Genomic DNA, 1345 nt, shown 5'->3' with positions numbered 1-1345 from the left:
ACCGTGATGCCGGAGGCGAAGCACCCGAGAACGTCACGGAACTGCCGGGCAGCCGCCTGCGCCTGCGGGTCGTCGTGGACGGCGACTTCCTCGCCGGGACGCAGCTCGAAGTCGACGTCGGCGTCGCCGAGCCAGGACTGGATCAGTTCGGGATGGGGCCAGGTCGCCCGCGCGTCGGCGCTGATCCCCTCGGGGATGTCGTCCCCGAGCGGGGGATCATTCGGTGCCGGCACGGCGCCCACGGTAGCGATCCCGGTCCCGCCGGCGCTCAGTGCCCGCCGCCGAAGTCGTGGCCCCAGTACGAGACCGCGGTCGACTCACGGGCAACCCAGCGCTGGTCGTCGACGGTCATGCCGTCGGTGCCGAACTCGATGTCGAACCCGCCGGGAGACTTCACGTAGAACGAGACCATCTCGTCGTTCATGTGGCGTCCGAGCGTCGCCGACAACGGTGCGCCGTGCTTGCGGACACGCTCGAGGGCGCGCCCGACGTCGTCGAGCTCGTCGACCTCGAGCATCACGTGGACGCACTTGCTGGCGTTCGGCATCGGCAGGAAGGCCAGGGAGTGGTGGCGCGGGTTGATGCCCAGGAAGCGCAGCCAGACCTTGCTGCCGGCCTCCTTGCCCACGAACTCGCCGGGCATGCTCATCGAGTCACGCAACCGGAAGCCGAGGACCTCGGTGTAGAACCGCAGCGCCTCCACGTCGTCGAGCACGGGCACCACGATGTGGCCGAGTCCCTGGTCGCCCGTGACGAAGCTGGCGGCGTACGGCGTCACGACGGGCCGCGATTCGTAGGTGATGCCGTGGTACAGCTCGAACACGTTGTCCCACGGGTCGCGGAACCGGACGAGCTCCTGGACGCGGCGCTCGGCGAGCTCCTCGCGGGTGCCGTCCTCGAACTCGACCCCGGCCTTCTGCAGGTGCTCGCGCGCCGCCTGCAGGGCCTGGTGGTCGGCGAGCTCCCAGCCGGTGCAGTCGAGCTGGTCGACGTCGGACGGGAACACCACGATGCGGGCCGACACCTCGTCGATCCGCCAGTACTGGTGATCCGGGTTCGGGCCTCGTCCCTCGGCCAGGCCGAGGACCTTGCCGGCGAACTTCGACCATGCGGGCAGGTCGGTGCTGGCGACCCGGATGTAGCCCATGGACTTGATGTCGATCGTCATGCGGGAGGCCTCTCCGTGTGGCGGGACAGGAACGCGGTGCAGATCTCGGCGAACTCCTCGGCCGCCTCGATCTGCGCCCAGTGGCCGCAGTTCGGGAAGACGTGGAGCTGGGCCTTCGGGATCTGCTTGAGGGCGACCAGGGCGCCATCGAGCGGGTTGACCCGGTCCTCGCGGCCC

At 69.7% G+C, this 1345-nt stretch carries 2 protein-coding genes and 1 pseudogene; all 3 read right to left on the bottom strand.

The features are described from left to right. Positions 1 to 233 (bottom strand): annotated as a pseudogene (locus ACOADB_RS10620) (hypothetical protein); the annotation flags it as partial. Positions 234 to 268: 35 nt separating this feature from the next. Continuing rightward, complete coding sequence (gene hsaC, locus ACOADB_RS10615) at positions 269 to 1168, bottom strand: iron-dependent extradiol dioxygenase HsaC (RefSeq protein WP_378598007.1); 900 nt, start codon at positions 1166 to 1168, stop codon at positions 269 to 271. Then, the coding region (locus tag ACOADB_RS10610; RefSeq protein WP_378598005.1) for an alpha/beta fold hydrolase at positions 1165 to 1345 on the bottom strand (181 nt) is incomplete at its 5' end. The genes ACOADB_RS10610 and hsaC, both read right to left, overlap by 4 nt.

Source organism: Nocardioides sp. CPCC 206348 (assembly GCF_048654705.1).
Taxonomy (GTDB): Bacteria; Actinomycetota; Actinomycetes; order Propionibacteriales; family Nocardioidaceae; genus Nocardioides.
Note: the sequence above shows the minus strand (reverse complement) of the source record. Positions and strands in the feature narration are given on the sequence as shown.